This is a genomic window from Shewanella jiangmenensis, from assembly GCF_018596335.1.
GTDB classification, from domain to species: Bacteria; Pseudomonadota; Gammaproteobacteria; order Enterobacterales; family Shewanellaceae; genus Shewanella; species Shewanella jiangmenensis.
Map to the genome: position 1 here is coordinate 20,411 of NZ_JAHEPS010000004.1, position 16,438 is coordinate 36,848.

The following is a 16,438-nucleotide window of genomic DNA, read 5'->3' on the forward strand; positions in this document are numbered from 1 at the left end:
GCGCCAAGTAGCGCAAAATAAACAAGAAATTGGCGGCCCTCACTTACAGAAACAGCCAAAGAACTGTTCAGGAACGCAACGTGAGCATGACAGAAAACACCCACAGAGCCGGGCACGCCGAGGTGCGCCGTCAGGTTCTGGCACAAACCCGCATACTCGGGAACCTTATTCCGCCAACGGTGAGCTATTCCACCGAGGGCCATGTCCTTATCCTCGGTGCCGAAGATCTCGCCCGCCTCGCGGCCGACAAATTGTCCGCCATGGCGAGCTGCACCATTCTGACCACTGATGACATCAGCAGCCAGGATGAAGCCCATCTGGAGCAAGTGATGAACGCCGCCACCAGTGTCGAGAGCTTCTACAACAAGTTGGTGTCCATCAAGGGCTTTCTCGGCCAGTTTCAGGTGGTGGTTGAGCACAATGGCACAAAGGCGCAACTTTCCACCGTCGCCATTCGCCGCCCTCATTTTGATGTGGTGCTGGATTTGTCCATCGCGCCCGCCATCCAGCTCGAAATGCTGCCGCCGGGCTATTTTCATGTAGGTCAGGACAGCGCCAAGCTGGAAGATGCGCTGGCGCAGATCCCCGATTTGGTGGGCCAGTTCGACAAGCCGCGCTACGTTAAGGTGAATGCAGATCTGTGCGCCCACAACCGTAACGGCCTCAATGGCTGTAACCGCTGCCTTAATTTCTGCCCCGCCGACGCGATTCAAAGCGTTGAAAAGAAAATCGAAATCGACCCTTACCTGTGCCACGGCGCCGGCAGCTGCACCAATGCCTGCCCAACCGGCGCCATCAGTTACGACCTGCCCAACCCGCAGGCGCTGCACAGCTTTTTGAATAAGCTGGTGGCCCGCTTTATCGAGCAGGCCCAGGAAGCACCGGTGATTTTGTTCCACGACCAGGCGCAAGGCCAGGCGCTAATCAACGATGACTTGCCCGGCGAAGTGCTGCCGGTGGCGCTGGAAGAAATCACAGTTGCCGCCATGGATCACTGGCTGGCCGCGCTCGCCTGGGGTGCCCGCGAAGTCTTAATCCTTAACACCGCTGCCACCGCACCAACCCTGACCTCAATGCTGAAGGGCGAGGTGGCACTGGCCTGTCGTATCCTCGACGAAATGGGTCAGCCTGCGCGGGTGCGCCTTATCGATGAGGCCGAACTGACGGCGCTGTCGGCATCGCTCGACATCAGCCTCGACTGGCCTGTGATAGTGCCCGCCGGTTTTTCCGCAAGCGCCAAGCGCAGCACGCTATATGCCGCCATCGATCATCTCAATGCCCAGGCCGCCGATGTGCGCACCACAGTGCCCATGACCAACGTGCCCTTCGGCAAGGTCAATCTCAAGCAGGATAACTGCACCCTGTGCATGTCCTGCGTGGCGATTTGCCCGACTGCGGCCCTTAAAGATGGCGGTGACGAGCCCAAACTGCTGTTTACCGAGCAGGACTGCGTGCAGTGCGGCCTGTGTGAGGCGGCGTGCCCGGAAAAAGTCATCAGCCTCAGCGCTCAGGTGAATTTTGACCCACAAAGCCGTCAGGCTGCGCGGGTACTCAAGGAAGAAAAACCCTTTGAATGTGTGCGCTGCGGCGCGCCTTTCGCGACCCAATCCATGGTGCACCGGATGCTGGATATGGTCGGCATGCACTCGGCATTTTCCGCCAACATCGAACGACTCAAGATGTGTGGCGACTGCCGTGTGAAAGACATGTTTGAAGACATTCTTCAAGATCCGGAAAAGCAACTGAGATAAGAGACGCGCTATGACCCAAGCTATTCGAGAAGTATCAGAAAACGATCAGTTCCGGGCCGACATTTACCAATTGTTGGCAGCCTTGCTGCGCCGTGCGCCGTCAACCGAGCTGCTGAGCTTTTTACAGGCCCTCGAGGTTGAGGCCGACGAAGACAACGACATGACCCGGGCCTGGGCCGCCATCAAGCTGGCCGCCGGCCAGTTCAGCCCCGAGCAGTTGGAAGACGAATATTTTGCGCTGTTCCTTGGCGTTGGCTGCGGCGAAATCCTGCCCTACGGCAGCTGGTTTATGACCGGCTCTTTGATGGACACGCCGCTGGCGCTGCTGCGACAGGACTTGGCGCAGATGGGCTTTGAGCGTGAAGAAAACGTCAAAGAGCCTGAAGATCATGTGGCCGCCCTGTGCGAAGTGATGGGCGCGCTCATCCTTGAGGCCCCCGGCTATCGCCAGCTCGCGTTTTACCAGCGCCACATGGGCAGCTGGATTGAGCGTTTCTGCGACACGGTTGCCAGAGCGCCGAGCGCCGCGTTTTACGCCACGGTTGCCCAGCTCGCCAAGGCATTTTTTGCCCTGGAAGCGCGTGAGTTTGAACAGCTGAGCCTGAACATTCCGGTGAATTGCCCGGGCTCAGCCGATATTGCCCCTGCCAGTGACGAAGCCGCCGTCGCGGTGCACTGACAGGCAATCAACCCGGCGGCTTCGGCCGCCAACCAAACCGCCGGCTCAGGCCGGATTTGATAATAACAAGGAGACAACATGAAGAAGCCAGCTTCTGAAATGAGTCGTCGTGAACTGCTTAAGGCGCTCGCCATCGGCGGTGGTGCCGTTGCTGCCGCCACTGTGGCCGGCACTGCTGCTGCCGCTGCGCCCACCGAGGCCGCCACAGATGAGCAAAGCGACAAGTATCGCGAGACCGAACATATCCGCAATTACTACGCCACGCTGCGTAATTAAGTCCAGAAACCAAGGAGATTAAGATGCGATTAACCCGCACCTCCACCGAGGCTCCCAAGGCTGACAAGCCAAGCCTCGGCATGAATCGCCGTCAGTTCCTCAAGTCTGCCGGTTTTGCCACCGGTGGTATCGCCGCCGCTTCTATGCTGGGTACCGGCATGATGCGCCGCGCCGAAGCCAAAGACGTGCCACACAACGCGCCAACCGAAGTGAAGCGTACCATCTGTTCCCACTGCTCTGTGGGCTGTGGTGTTTACGCCGAAGTGCAAAATGGCGTCTGGACCGGTCAGGAGCCAGCGTTCGATCACCCATTCAACCAGGGCGGCCACTGTGCTAAAGGCGCCTCTCTGCGTGAGCACGGCCATGGCGAGAAGCGCCTCAAGTACCCAATGAAACTTGAAGGCGGCAAGTGGAAAAAACTGAGCTGGGAACAGGCTATCAACGAAGTGGGCGACAAGATGCTCAAGATTCGTGAAGAGTCAGGCCCCGATTCCGTGTACTTCATGGGCTCGGCCAAGTTCTCTAACGAACAGTCGTACCTGTACCGCAAACTGGCCGCGCTGTGGGGCACCAACAACGTTGACCACTCGGCCCGTATTTGTCACTCAACCACAGTAGCCGGTGTGGCCAACACCTGGGGCTACGGTGCGCAAACCAACTCCTTTAACGACATCCGCAACTCCAAGTGCATGTTGTTTATCGGCTCCAACCCAACTGAAGCCCACCCGGTTGCCATGCAGCACATCCTGATTGGTAAAGAGCGTGGCGCCAAAATCATTGTGGTTGACCCCCGTTTCACCCGTACTGCGGCTAAGTCCGACGAGTACGTGCATATCCGTCCCGGTACCGACATCCCCTTCATCTATGGCCTGATTTGGCACATCTTTGAAAACAAATGGGAAGATACCGAATTCATCCGTACCCGTGTGTACGGCATGGAACGCATCCGTGAAGAAGTGAAGCGCTGGACGCCGGAAGAAGTTGAACTGGTTGCCGGTGTGCCCAAGGCACAAATGTACCGAGTGGCCAAAATGCTGGCCGACCATAAGCCCGGCACCATAGTCTGGTGTATGGGTGGTACCCAGCACCACGTGGGTAACGCCAACACCCGTGCTTACAGTATCCTGCAACTGGTACTGGGTAACATGGGCGTGTCCGGCGGCGGCACCAACATCTTCCGTGGTCACGATAACGTACAGGGCGCCACCGACTTCGGTCTGCTGTTCGACAACCTGCCCGGTTACTACGGCCTGACCAGCGCCGCCTGGAGCCACTGGGCCAACGTGTGGGATCTGGATCCCGCCTGGATTGCCGCCCGCTTCGATCAGGGCGAGTACCTGGGCAAGCAGCCACAGACCACCGCCGGTATTCCCTGCTCGCGCTGGCACGACGGCGTGCTGGAAGACAAAGCCAAGATTGCCCAGAAAGACAACATTCGTCTGGCGTTCTTCTGGGGTCAGTCGGTCAACACCGAAACCCGTGGCCGTGAAGTGCGTGAAGCTCTGAACAAGATGGACACTGTGGTAGTGGTTGACCCCTTCCCAACCATGGCCGGTGTCATGCACCAGCGCACCGATGGCGTGTACCTGCTGCCCGCCTCGACCCAGTTCGAAACCTACGGTTCAGTATCGGCCTCCAACCGCTCACTTCAGTGGCGCGATAAGGTCATTGAGCCGCTGTTCGAGTCGCTGCCTGACCATGTGATCATGTACAAACTGGCCAAGAAAGTCGGCATCGAGAAAGAGTTCTGTAAGCACATTCAGGTCAATGGCGAAGAGCCACTGGTGGAAGACGTGACCCGCGAGTTCAACAAGGGCATGTGGACCATCGGCTACACCGGCCAGAGCCCAGAGCGTCTGAAGATGCACCAGCAAAACTGGGGCACCTTCGATGTGAACACCCTGACCGCCCCCGGCGGCCCAGCCAAGGGTGAAACCTATGGTCTGCCATGGCCATGTTGGGGCACGCCTGAGATGAAACACCCCGGCACCCAGATCCTGTACGACACAAGCAAACACGTGAAAGACGGCGGCGGTAACTTCCGCGCCCGTTTCGGTGTTGAGCACGATGGCGTCAGCATCCTGGCCGTGGATTCTTACTCAAAAGGTTCTGAAATTCAGGACGGTTACCCCGAGTTTACCGCCGACATGCTCAAGCAGCTTGGCTGGTGGGACGACCTGACTGAAGATGAGAAAAAACACGCCGAAGGCAAAAACTGGAAGACCGACATTTCCGGTGGTATCCAGCGCGTTGCCATCAAGCACGGTTGTATTCCTTACGGTAACGCCAAGGCGCGCTGTATCGTGTGGACCTTCCCGGACGATATCCCGCTGCACCGCGAGCCGCTGTATACCCCACGTCGCGACTTGGTGGCCAAGTATCCTACCTACGACGACATGCAGGTTCAGCGTCTGCCTACCCTGTATAAATCCATTCAGGACAAGGACTTTGCCAAGGACTTCCCGCTGGCACTGACCTCAGGCCGTCTGGTTGAGTACGAAGGTGGCGGTGAAGAAACCCGCTCCAACCCGTGGCTGGCCGAGCTGCAGCAGGAAATGTTTATCGAAATCAACCCTGCCGACGCCGCCGACCGTGGTATCCGCGACGGTGACAACGTCAAGGTACACAGCCCTGAAGGCGCGGTCATCATAGTTAAGGCCATGGTGACTCCAAGGGTGATTGCCGGTGAATGCTTCATGCCATATCACTTTGCGGGCATCTTCGAAGGTGAAAGCCTTGAGAAGAATTATCCAGAAGGCACAGTGCCTTACGTACTGGGTGAATCGGCCAACACAGTAATGACCTACGGCTACGACCCTGTGACTCAGATGCAGGAAACCAAGTCCAGCCTGTGTCAAATCAGCAAAGCCTGACCGTAACTTGATGAGGAGAACGCCAATATGGCAGTCATGAAATTCCTGTGTGACACCAAGCGCTGCATCGAGTGTAACGGTTGTGTCACCGCCTGTAAGAACGAAAACGACTCCGCCCTCGAGTGGGGTATCCAGCGTCGCCGCGTGGTCACCATCAAAGATGGTGAACCCGGCGAGGCCTCAATCTCGGTTGCCTGTATGCACTGCACCGACGCGCCCTGTATGGCGGTGTGTCCGGCGAACTGCTTCTACAAGACCGAAGACGGCATAGTGCTGCACAACAAAGATACCTGTATCGGTTGTGGTTACTGCTTCTACGCCTGTCCTTTCGGTGCACCGCAGTTCCCGAAAAAGACCGCCTTTGGCAGTCGCGGCAAGATGGACAAGTGCACCTTCTGCGCCGGTGGTCCGGAGGAAAACTTCTCCGAGGCCGAGCGTAAGAAGTACGGTGCCAACCGAATTGCCGAAGGCAAACTGCCTATGTGCGCCGAGCTGTGTGCCACCAAGGCCCTGCTCGCCGGTGATGCTGAAGTGGTATCCAACATCTACCGTGAGCGCATGGCCGCCCGTGGCAATCCCAACATGATCTGGGGCTACAACCCTCAGACTGGTGAGATTAACTGAGGCCAAGCTGTGGCGGCGAATTCGGGTCAGCGCCTGAGTTCGTCGCCGCTAAAGGAGTGAAAATGTTATCCAAAGCGTTCAACAAGTCACTGCAGCAGTTCTGGTCTGTAGCCTTGTTGGCGATTGCACTGGCGCTGGGGTCCGTATCCGGAGCCTTTGCCGCCGATGAGCAATCCAGCCAGCAACAGGCCGCCAAGACCAGCGATGCCGACCTGTGGCGCGCGGTGAAAGCCGGTGAATCCGGTTACACCACGGCCGAGGGCGTCGAAGCCGGCGTGCTGATTAACGTGGCCGGTAATCAGGGCAAAGAAGTCCGCAATCAGTATCTGACCCCGGTAATGGGATTGGCAGTGGTGGGGGTGTTCGGTGCCTTCCTGCTGTTTTATCTGGTCAACGGCCCGTCCAAGCTGCATCACGGCTTTTCGGGTAAGTTGGTCGCCCGCTGGAGCAAGGCGGATCTGTGGATCCACTGGGTGATGGCGATTGCCTGTATGCTGCTGATTTTCACCGGCTTGACCATCATGCTCGGTCGTCATGTGCTGGAGCCTTATATCGGCGCCGGTTTGTGGGCCTCGCTGATTTACGGCAGCAAAACCGTGCACGACTTCGCCGGTCCTGTGTTTATGGCCGCGTGGGTCCTGTGTGTGGTGAAGTGGATGCCGCTGCAAACCTTCAAGATGTACGACCTTAAGTGGTTCTTGCTGGTGGGCGGTTACATCAACTTCGGCCCCTTCAAGGGCAAGCACCCCGACAGCGGTTTTGCCAATGCCGGTGAGAAGATGTGGTTCTGGACCCTGACCATCTTCGGTCTGTTTATCAGTGTCAGCGGCCTGATGCTGGTGTTGCCGGGTCTGGATTTGCCGCGTGAGGCCTCGATGGCCGCGCTGTTGGTGCATGCCATCAGCGCTATCATCATCATCGCCTTCACCATAGTGCATATCTGGATGGCAACCGTGCTCAGCGAAGGCGGTATGGAGTGTATGAAGTCCGGTTACTGTGATGAAAACTGGGCTATCCAGCACCACAATCTCTGGTACGACGAAATGAAGGCTAACGGCAGCCTGAAATATAAAGACTGACGCTTAGTCTCGTGCTTAAAAGGCCCAGTTTTGACTGGGCCTTTTTTATTCCCATCTCTAGTTGCTCAGTGGCTATCCCTGCAATGTTCAATTTTGCCCATATCCTGCGGCAATCCTGCCGCTGTAGCCCCCATCCCAGAATCACATTCCGGCTACAAAATTAACCACATTTAACTTTTGAATCAAAACGTTACACCTGCAATTTTTTGCCGGTTTCTTGCGTTTGTTAACAGAAGCGCAAGTTGAGTCTTTGCTCAGAACCACAACACTGCGCCAGATCAACTCCTGCGTGTACGCGCGCGGCTACAGTGGCGGCGAAAATTACCTAACTCACTAATAAAAGTGGGTTTTACAACAATAGTCGTGATTTTTGTTAACAGGGTGAGTCAGCTGCGCTGACGAATTCAGGAGCCAATATGAACAAAACCCCCAACAGCGCCGGACGCCGGGCGTTTCTCAAGGCAGTGGCCTTGGGCAGCGTGGCCGGAAGCGCCGTGCTGGCCACAGGCCATGCTGCGGCAAAACCCGCTGCGCCAGCCCAGCCACAAGGCACGGGCTATCGTGAAACCGATCATGTCCGCCGTTATTACGCCAGCCTGCGCGGCGAGTAAAAGGAGTCAGTGATGAAACTTACCCGTTCCTCCAATCAGGCCGCCAAGACTGAGGCCAAGCCGCTCGGCATGAGCCGCCGTCAGTTTTTGAAAACCGCCGGTATTGCCACCGGTGGCATTGCCGCTGCTTCTATGCTGGGCACCGGCATGATCCGCCGCGCCGAAGCCAAAACCGTATCTGTCCCACATGATGCGCCTATCGAAATCAAACGTACCGTGTGTAGTGCCTGCGCCGTGGGCTGTGGTCTGTATGCCGAAGTACAAAATGGTGTCTGGACCGGCCATGAGCCAGCCTTCGACCACCCATTCAACGCCGGTGGCCACTGTGCCAAAGGCGCCGCGCTGCGTTATCACACCCATTCCGACAAGCGGGTGAAATACCCGATGAAGCTTGAAGGCGGCAAGTGGAAGAAGCTGAGCTGGGAGCAAGCCGTCAGCGAAATCGGCGACAAGATGCTGAAAATCCGTGAAGAATCCGGTTCAGACTCAGTGTACTTCATGGGCAGCGCCAAGTTCTCCAACGAAGCGGCCTACATGTACCGCAAACTGGCTGCTATGTGGGGCACCAACAACGTCGACCACTCGGCCCGTATTTGTCACTCTACCACTGTAGCCGGTGTGGCCAACACCTGGGGCTATGGTGCGCAAACCAACTCGTTCAACGATATCCGTAACGCCAAAAATATCTTCCTGATTGGTGCCAACCCCGCCGAGGCGCACCCGGTGGCGATGCAGCATATCCTTACCGCCAAAGAGCGCGGCGCCACAATTACCGTGGCTGACCCACGTTTCTCACGCACTGCGGCCCATGCCCATGTGCACCTGCCACTGCGCCCCGGTACCGACATTCCGCTGGTTTACGGCCTGATGTGGCACATCTTCGAAAACGGCTGGGAAGATAAAGAGTTTATCCGCCAGCGCGTATTCGGCATCGAGAAAATCCGCGAAGAAGTAAAGCGCTGGACCCCGGATGAAGTGGAAAACGTTACCGGCGTATCCAAAGAAGCCGTATACAAGGCCGCAAAGCACATGGCCGAGCACAAACCCGGCACCGTTATCTGGTGTATGGGTGGTACCCAGCACACTGTGGGTAACGCCAACACCCGTATTTACTCCATTCTGCAGCTGATCCTCGGCAACATGGGGATTCAGGGCGGCGGTACCAACATTTTCCGTGGCCACGACAACGTGCAGGGCGCCACCGACATGGGCCTGCTGTTCGACAACCTGCCCGGTTACTACGGCGTGACTACAGGTGCCTGGCAGCACTGGTCCCGCGTGTGGGATCTGCCGTTTGATGAGGTAAAAGCCCGCTTCGATGCCAGGCAGTACCTTGGCCGTGACCCTATGACCACCCCGGGTATTCCCTGCTCGCGCTGGCAGGATGGCGTGCTGGAAGACAAATCCAAGCTGGCCCAGAAAGACAACCTGCGTCTGGCCTTCTTCTGGGGTCAGTCGGTGAATACCGAAACCCGCCAGATGGAAGTGCGTGACGCGCTCGACAAGCTGGAAACCGTGGTGGTGGTTGACCCTTACCCAACCATCGCCGGTGTACTGCACCGCCGCACCGACGGCGTGTACCTGCTGCCTGCCGCCACCGTGTTTGAAGGCGAAGGCTCGGTCAACAACTCAGGCCGCAGCGCCCAGTGGCGTCAGCAGGTGGTTGAGCCCATGTTCGACTCCAAGCGCGACATGGAAATCATGTACCTGCTGGCCAAACACGTTGGCATTGCCGATGTCTGGACCAAGAACATCGAGGTGAAAAACAACCGTCCAGTGCCAGAAAGCGTGATGCGCGAATACACCCGCGGTATGCGCTCCATCGGTTACACAGGTTGGTCGCCAGAGCGCATCAAGGCCCACACCATGAACTGGGGCGACTTCTCCAACGAAACCCTCGAAGCCGCCGGTGGCGTCAACAAGGGCGAAACCTATGGTCTGCCATGGCCATGTTGGGGCTTGCCGGAGCAGAAGCACCCGGGCACCCAAATCCTCTACCGCACCGGCATGAACGTGAATCAGGGCGGCGGTAACTTCCGTGCCCGCTTCGGGGTGGAATATCAGGGCGAAAGCCTGCTGGCCGACGGCTCCTTCTCCAAAGATGCCGACATTCAGGACGGCTACCCAGAGTTCAATGCCGACATGCTCAAGCAGCTTGGCTGGTGGGATGAACTGACCGAAGACGAGAAGAAACTCGCCGAAGGCCGTACCTGGTCGACCGACCTTGGCGGCGGCATTGTGCGTGTGGCGCTGGCCCACAACATGGTGCCTTACGGTAACGCCAAGGCCCGCTGCCGCGTGTGGACCTTCCCGGATGAGATCCCGACTCACCGTGAGCCGCTGTACACCCCGCGCCGCGATCTGATCGCCAAGTACCCAACCCACGACGATATGCAGGTGCACCGTCTGCCAACCCTGTTCAAGACCATTCAGGACAAGGTAGTGGCCGACAACCTCGACAAGAAGTATCCGCTCATCATGACTTCAGGTCGTCTGGTGGAATACGAAGGTGGTGGTGAAGAGTCCCGCTCCAACCCGTGGCTCGCTGAGCTGCAGCAGGAGATGTTTGTCGAGATCAACCCGGCCGATGCCGCCGACCGTGGTATTCGCAATGGCGATACCGTGTGGCTGGAAGGCGCCGAGGGTGGACGTATTCGCATCAAGGCCATGGTGACCCCAAGGGTGAACCCGGGCGTGACCTTTATGCCTTACCACTTTGCCGGCGTGATGCATGGCGAAGACCTGCAATACCCCGAATCCGGTGGCATAAGCACCAAGCCCTATGTGGTGGGTGAGTCTGCCAACACCGCGCTGACCTATGGTTACGACCCTGTGACCCAGATGCAGGAGACCAAGGTGTCCCTGTGTCAGATAGCTAAGGCCTAAGCGCGGTAATCGAGGAGATAAGTCATTATGGCTACAATGAAATTTTTGTGTGACACCAAGCGCTGCATCGAGTGCAACGGCTGCGTTACCGCCTGTAAAAACGAAAACGACTCCGCCCTCGAGTGGGGTATCCAGCGCCGCCGCGTAGTCACCATCAACGATGGCGTGCCCGGCGAAGCATCCATCTCGGTGGCGTGCATGCATTGCTCCGACGCCCCCTGCATGGCGGTGTGCCCGGCCAACTGCTTCTACAAGACCGACGAAGGCATAGTGCTGCACGACAAGGACACCTGTATCGGCTGTGGCTACTGCCTGTACGCCTGTCCGTTTGGCGCGCCGCAGTTCCCGAAAAAGGGTGCTTTTGGCAGCCGTGGCAAGATGGACAAGTGCACCTTCTGCGCCGGTGGCCCGGAAGAAACCTTCTCCGAGGCCGAGCGCGAGAAATACGGTGCCAACCGTATCGCCGAAGGCAAGCTGCCTATGTGTGCCGAGCTCTGCGCCACCAAGGCGCTGCTGGCGGGTGACGCGGAAATCGTGTCCAACATCTACCGTGAGCGCGTGGCCTATCGCGGCGCCGAAAACGGTGCCTGGAAGTAAACACAGCCAAGGGGGCGGCCTGGCTGCCCCCAAGCGAGGTTATCTATGAACAATTGGTTCAAAATCCTGGCCGCGGCTGTGGTACTCACCATGGGCATAGGCCTTGGCCAGGCGGCCACCGCCGAGGTTGCTGCAGCGCCAGCGGTGCAGGCAGCAGCCGAACTGCCGCAGGCGAGCGATGCTACCCTGTGGGCCGAGCTTAAAGACGGCGCTACCGGCTACACCACCTCGACCAGCGAGTTCCACAACCAGCCAATCAATACCTATGATTTGCGGGTGCTGGAGCTTCGCAGCGACCTGCTGGCACCGGCGTTGATGGCGGCGCTGTTCGGTATGATCCTGATATTCGCCCTGTTTATCATGGTCAACGGCATCTCCAAGCTGCACCACGGCTTTTCCGGCAAACTGGTGTATCGCTGGTCAAAGCTCGATGTGAGCATTCACTGGCTCGGTGCCATTCCGTGCCTGCTGCTGATTATCACCGGGCTTATCCTGCTGGCGGGACGTTTCTTCTTCCAGCCGTTTGTGGGTGAAGGCGTGTGGGCTGGCATGGTGTACGCCGCCAAGCAGGTGCACGACGTGGTGGCCATTCCCTTCATGATTGGCTGGGCGCTGATGACCCTGATGTGGGCCAAAAACCAGCTGCCGAAAATGTACGACGTGAAGTGGTTTATGGTGATGGGCGGCTATATCAATTTTGGCCCCTTCAAGAACCAGCACCCCGACGCGGGCTTTGCCAACGCCGGTGAAAAAATGTGGTTCTGGACCTTCGCCCTGTTCGGGCTGGTGATTTCGGCATCCGGTATGTTGCTGCTGTTCCCCAACCTGTTCGAGCCAAGCCGTACCCTGAGCCTGATTGCCCTTATTTTGCACGGCATCAGTGCCATCATCATCTGCGCCTTCTCCGTGGTGCATATCTTCATGGCCACCGTCATGTCTGAGGGCGGTATGGAGTGTATGGTGTCGGGTTACTGTGATGAGAACTGGGCTACCCAGCACCACAATTTGTGGTTTGATGAAATCAAAGCTAACGGTTCGTTGAAGTACAAAGAGTGATAGTTAAGGACGTCGTCCTTCACCTTTGAGACTGAAAAAGCCCCGCGACAGCGGGGCTTTTTGTTGCAAGGTCGATGTTTGGCTTAGGCTGCGTCTAAATCTATCAGCTTATTAGTAATCGTTTACCAACGGACCTCAGCACCGAGAACCCATGCACCATCACTGACAAAGTTATTGTATTCAGCTGTGATGGCGATGTGCTGGCCGAAGGCATACTTTGCGCCTACTTTGTAGGCCGTATCACTATCATCCCATTCGTCTAAATTGAGGTAATCAAGGCCTGAATAAAGTTCTAAGGCTGGAGTGGTGGCATATCGCAACAACGTCCCCAGGCGGTACCCACTGCCGCTGTCTGAATAATCCTGGATTTCGGCCTTGAGTTTTATGTAGGCAGCTTCAATACCTATATGAAATGTCGGAGTAAGGTGGAAGGCGTAACCTGCGCCATAATTTGCTTGGGTTAGATCCTGATCAAGATCACCGATTGCTGTGTGGAGATCGGAAGACGTTTTACTGTGCTTCAAGGTGATGTAGAAGCCACTCTGAGCAATTTGTTGCAACAGGCTAGCAGTATACCCAGAGTAGTCATCGCTGAACTCATACTCTGCTGTGGTGTAGCCTATTCCTACATGACTATAGTTTAGCGTGTTGCTTTCGGTACTTTCAGCAAATGTAGAGATAGAAATAAGTGCAATCGAGGATATCTGTAGCAGATTCATTTTCATTATTTTTCCATGTGGTTAACGTTAAAAGTCGATTCAGTCCATTGCGACAACACTAACACATGCAAACAATAATTTAACATGTCGGTAGTGGAAAATTTCATCACCACAATGACCGTGTAGAAAGCGCAAACGAGAATTCTCTAGCTTGTTGCCGGTCTCCATTCTGCCCAAGTTCATAGTTTTCGCCCCTGCGGTTGACTGGATTCATACCCTGTGACTTGCGCCTGCCTCTGCTTTTTCGATCTGCATGAAGCACAAAGTAGCCTCACAGCCATACGATCTTGCAGACCGCTACTGCAAATTACTTGTCGACTAGACGACCTCCGTTGTGTTTCATTCGTGTTTTGTTTTTGTTTGATAAGTATTCGGTATGATTCGTGAAGACACTGATTGAACACTAGAGTAAAAACAAGGAGCTAAAATGCGACTGCTGATTCGAGCACTGAAATGGATGTCAATTACCTTGCTTGTCATTCCCGTTGGTTGCTATCTGATTTTGTTTTTTATCAATTATCAAGATAGTGCGCCTTCGACTCAGGCTATGGCCTATCTTGAGCAGGTCAAAGCCGAAGAAGAGGCTTTGAGCCAGCATTTGGAAGATAACCCTTATATATATGCCCTGGGCTTTGATGCATCAGTGATTGACTCACCTATGGCACGTGGACTTGAGCGCTATCAGGCGATCAGGGAGCTTGGAGTTATGGACCGAGCGCTTCAGACAGCCAAAGACCATTTCGAACGACCTAAATGGCCAATAACCAATTGTCTAAGTTCAGAGAATTATCTCAGCGAGTGTGCAGTTCTGCTTTCTGCGACGGAAACATTAGTAAATACACTAAATGAACATGCTTGGTTGATTGAGCGATATTCGATATTGCTTTCTATGGGACAATGGCAGGATGACACCAACTTCAACGTATTCAGCGATGCATTACCCATGCAATATTTTATTGCGGCTCAGCATTTGTATCTTGTTGATGCTTACATTAATGAACGTGATTCAACCGACGTTATAGCTGCATTAGATCAAGATTTTCGGTTTTGGATGCACGCTGCAGAGCTGAATAATTTATTAATTAATAAGTTTTTTGCAATTGCTGCTCTGAAACAAAACTTAAGACTGGGGGAGGTGCTAATTGGTGAGATGCGACAGGGGGATGGTCATCGTCCATTGCCCGTGGTGTGGCAACGCCCCATTCCGGCAAGTGTACTATCTCTGGAGAGGGTTAAACGGGGAGAGTGGCATTTTCTTACTAAAATGACACGCCATATAGGTGCGGATGAAACTGCCAAGATTACAACTAAGCTTGCCGAAGCCCTGCTGGCACCATTGTTTCAACAACAGGATACTGCCAACCGTTATGCTGAAATGCTGACCACGGAGGTCAGCATGGAGCCATGTTCAGACTTTCTCTCATTATCAGCCCTGAAATATTATGCCTATAACCCCATGGGTAAGTTTATCCTTTGTACGGGCACCAGTTCCTTTGACTCTTACCAGGCCACTGCTAATGAGCTGGAGTCATTGCGAAGCGGGCTTATCTTGCGCCTGGAGCCTACTCTGTCATCCCTGTAATGATGATTGTATGAGTGAGTCCTGGTGACTTTGACGCTCGACCTAAAGACCACACCGCTAAAACACTTTTCTCGTTGCATAAGGAGGCTGCTTTAGGGCACGGCCCTTGTGTCCCGTCATGGCCTGCCTGAGGTTATGTTTCTCGGTTGTAATCGTTGAATAAACAAACTGTGTATTCGGCATGGCTAAAATATGCGCTGCTTAACAAAAACCGTTGGTGGACTCTGGTAGCTTGGGTAAATCCGTAACAGCTCACGTTTTGCCTATATCAAAGGGGGTAGTCTTAGGGACGCAGTTTCGGAATCTTCTTTTTGATTATCAAAAAGATCCATTTCGAATGATCTTTGACAGGAAGCCCTATGACCAGCAACAGCAGCACCCTAGCCATCTCCAAGGCCGCCGAGGCCCGTGTCGATATCAGTTTGCCTGACTGGCTGCTGAGCACTGCTGAGCGGGTGATGAATTTCTATGTCGACCGCAATCTGCGGCTCGATACCCTGTCGGTCGATTCCATGCCCGCGCCTGTGCCAGGCAAAAAGTACATGCTGTACGCCCATGTGCCTTTTTGCCATACCCTTTGTTCTTACTGCACTTTTCACCGCTTTACCTTTAAAGAGGATAAGGCGCGCGCCTATTTCATCTCGCTGCGTAAAGAAATGACCATGGCCAAGGAACTTGGCTACGATTTTGAGTCCATGTATATCGGCGGCGGCACCACCACAGTGCTGGAAGACGAGCTGGCCCGCACCATTGAGCATGCACGGCTGCTGTTTCCGTCGATTAAGGAAGTGTCCTGCGAGTCCGACCCGCGCCACCTGGCAAGCCCGGAGTTTCGTCAGCTCAAGGGCTTGGTGGACCGTATGTCCATCGGGGTGCAGAGCTTCGATGACGGCATCTTAAAGATGACCGATCGCTTCGAGAAGTTTGGCTCGGGGCTGCAAACCTTCGACCGTATTCAGGCGGCCAAGGAGCTGTTTCCGATTATCAATGTGGATTTGATTTTTGGCTTCCGTGGCCAGAGCGAAGAGATTATTCAGCGCGACCTCGACATGGCGCGCCGTTTGGATCCAAGGCAAATCACCACGTACCCGCTGATGATCACCCACCAGACCCGCAAGAGCGTGAAGGGCACCCTGGCGGCGCCCCAGGCTGATCTGACCCGTCAGTACCGCCAAATCCTCACCAGCTTGCGCGGCCAGTACAACCAGCTGTCGAGCTGGGCCTTCGGTAAGGCCAATGACGAGGGCTTTGACGAGTACGTGATTGATTATGATGAGTATCTTGGCGTGGGCTCGGGCTCGTTCAGCTTCCTTGGCGACACCTTGTACGTGAACACCTTCTCGCTGCGCAAATATCAGGAGCGCATCGAGGCCGGCAAGATGAGCGTCGAGCAGCAAAAGCGCTACGACACCAAGGCCATCATGCAGTACCGCTTCCTGCTGGGGTTGTTTTCCGGCCGCCTGTCGCGCAAGTACTTCCGCGACACCTTTGGGGTGAATCTCGATACTGCGCTCTTTAAAGAAATGACCGCCATGAAGCTGATTGGCGCGCTGAAAAACGACCCGACCAACCCCGAGGAGCTTATCATCACCGACAACGGCAACCTGATGGGGCTGCTGATGATGAAGGAGTTTTACTCCGGCATGGACAATGTGCGGGCCCAGCTGCGTAAACCATTGAAGTCGTGTGATATGTAGTTAAGGCT

The 16,438-nt window shown here is 55.5% G+C and carries 13 protein-coding genes; 12 read left to right on the plus strand and 1 reads right to left on the minus strand.

Translation table 11 applies throughout. The annotated features are described in order from the left end of the window. Positions 1-86 precede the first annotated feature (86 nt). The 10 genes from KJI95_RS11045 to KJI95_RS11090 all read left to right on the plus strand — a co-directional run bounded on the left by KJI95_RS11045 (position 87) and on the right by KJI95_RS11090 (position 12,432). Positions 87-1,751: a 4Fe-4S binding protein gene (locus tag KJI95_RS11045; RefSeq protein ID WP_214507632.1), complete on the plus strand. Its 1,665-nt coding sequence runs from the start codon at positions 87-89 to the stop codon at positions 1,749-1,751. Between the two features lie 10 nt (positions 1,752-1,761). Then, on the plus strand, positions 1,762-2,430 hold the full coding sequence (locus KJI95_RS11050; protein WP_214507264.1) for a TorD/DmsD family molecular chaperone: 669 nt from the start codon (positions 1,762-1,764) through the stop codon (positions 2,428-2,430). 78 nt (positions 2,431-2,508) lie between these two features. After that, entirely contained in the window at positions 2,509-2,706 is a 198-nt protein-coding gene (locus KJI95_RS11055) for a formate dehydrogenase (protein WP_214507265.1), read from the plus strand. Positions 2,707-2,729: 23 nt separating this feature from the next. Beyond that, positions 2,730-5,579: a formate dehydrogenase subunit alpha gene (locus KJI95_RS11060; RefSeq protein ID WP_214507266.1), complete on the plus strand. Its 2,850-nt coding sequence runs from the start codon at positions 2,730-2,732 to the stop codon at positions 5,577-5,579. A gap of 27 nt (positions 5,580-5,606) precedes the next feature. Continuing rightward, the gene (gene fdh3B, locus KJI95_RS11065; protein WP_214507267.1) at positions 5,607-6,203 is read left to right on the plus strand and encodes a formate dehydrogenase FDH3 subunit beta; all 597 of its coding nucleotides are present in this window, start codon (positions 5,607-5,609) and stop codon (positions 6,201-6,203) included. Between the two features lie 62 nt (positions 6,204-6,265). After that, positions 6,266-7,282 carry a formate dehydrogenase subunit gamma gene (locus tag KJI95_RS11070; RefSeq protein WP_214507268.1) on the plus strand — a complete coding sequence of 339 codons (1,017 nt, stop codon included), beginning with the start codon at positions 6,266-6,268 and terminating at the stop codon, positions 7,280-7,282. Positions 7,283-7,698: 416 nt separating this feature from the next. After that, the gene (locus KJI95_RS11075; RefSeq protein WP_214507269.1) at positions 7,699-7,893 is read left to right on the plus strand and encodes a formate dehydrogenase; all 195 of its coding nucleotides are present in this window, start codon (positions 7,699-7,701) and stop codon (positions 7,891-7,893) included. Between the two features lie 12 nt (positions 7,894-7,905). Next, positions 7,906-10,779, plus strand: coding sequence for a molybdopterin-dependent oxidoreductase (locus KJI95_RS11080; protein ID WP_214507270.1), 2,874 nt, complete (start codon positions 7,906-7,908; stop codon positions 10,777-10,779). A gap of 27 nt (positions 10,780-10,806) precedes the next feature. After that, on the plus strand, positions 10,807-11,376 hold the full coding sequence (gene fdh3B / locus KJI95_RS11085; protein ID WP_214507271.1) for a formate dehydrogenase FDH3 subunit beta: 570 nt from the start codon (positions 10,807-10,809) through the stop codon (positions 11,374-11,376). A 45-nt stretch (positions 11,377-11,421) separates the two neighbouring features. Further along, on the plus strand, positions 11,422-12,432 hold the full coding sequence (locus KJI95_RS11090; RefSeq protein WP_214507272.1) for a formate dehydrogenase subunit gamma: 1,011 nt from the start codon (positions 11,422-11,424) through the stop codon (positions 12,430-12,432). Between the two features lie 122 nt (positions 12,433-12,554). On the opposite strand, the gene KJI95_RS11095 is transcribed toward KJI95_RS11090, so the two are convergent. After that, entirely contained in the window at positions 12,555-13,157 is a 603-nt protein-coding gene (locus KJI95_RS11095; protein WP_214507273.1) for an outer membrane beta-barrel protein, read from the minus strand. A 421-nt stretch (positions 13,158-13,578) separates the two neighbouring features. Here KJI95_RS11095 and KJI95_RS11100 point away from each other — a divergent pair, with 421 nt between their 5' ends. Further along, the gene (locus KJI95_RS11100; RefSeq protein ID WP_214507274.1) at positions 13,579-14,733 is read left to right on the plus strand and encodes a hypothetical protein; all 1,155 of its coding nucleotides are present in this window, start codon (positions 13,579-13,581) and stop codon (positions 14,731-14,733) included. A gap of 359 nt (positions 14,734-15,092) precedes the next feature. Next, complete coding sequence (locus tag KJI95_RS11105; RefSeq protein WP_214507275.1) at positions 15,093-16,430, plus strand: coproporphyrinogen III oxidase family protein; 1,338 nt, start codon at positions 15,093-15,095, stop codon at positions 16,428-16,430. Positions 16,431-16,438: the final 8 nt, after the last annotated feature.